Source organism: Sporosarcina koreensis (assembly GCF_042655825.1).
Classification (GTDB): Bacteria; Bacillota; Bacilli; order Bacillales_A; family Planococcaceae; genus Sporosarcina; species Sporosarcina koreensis.
Genome location: NZ_JBHSNP010000015.1, coordinates 1 through 550, shown reverse-complemented (window position 1 = coordinate 550; position 550 = coordinate 1). Strand labels below are relative to the sequence as shown.

The 550-nt window shown below is 46.5% G+C and carries 1 protein-coding gene; it reads right to left on the bottom strand.

From position 1 onward, the window contains the following. Positions 1-358 precede the first annotated feature (358 nt). Positions 359-550 (bottom strand): flagellin (locus tag ACFPTP_RS10020; RefSeq protein WP_381444257.1); only part of this gene is annotated, 192 nt, incomplete at its 5' end.

Here is a 550-nt window from a genome sequence, read left to right as displayed (position 1 = left end):
TGAAGTACACCTTGCGGTTGTTGGTTGGCTTGCTTTGCCGCCATGCCTTTCGAACATGGAATAGACTATATCTTCACCCTCAAGTCACCTTGTAGGGGCTGGGCACTTCGAACGTCATCGGACGCCCTACGGATTTCATCATCATAATCGAGGATCTTAGACGGTATATCCTAGTCGTTGGACCTTCTCCAGGGTTTCCCCACAGGAGCTTGGCTGCTGATTGTCCAATTCCACTTTTTTTCAACCGTTCACGTATGCCGTTTCCAGCTGCGTTGTCGGAAAGTGAACTTCAGGAGGTTCCAGCAATTCACCCAGTGATGCTCTAACCTGTTACCAAGCTAGACGCCCGTTCACAACATTACCGAAGAAGTTGTAATACTCCTTGCGGTGATTGTTGTGCTTGAGCTAACATTGCTTGTGCTGCCTGAGTTAAGATGTTGTTCTTCGTGAACTCCATCATTTCTTTCGCCATATCAACATCTCTGATACGCGACTCAGCTGCAGTTAAGTTTTCAGAAGATGTACCAAGGTTATTGATTGTGTGTTCTAA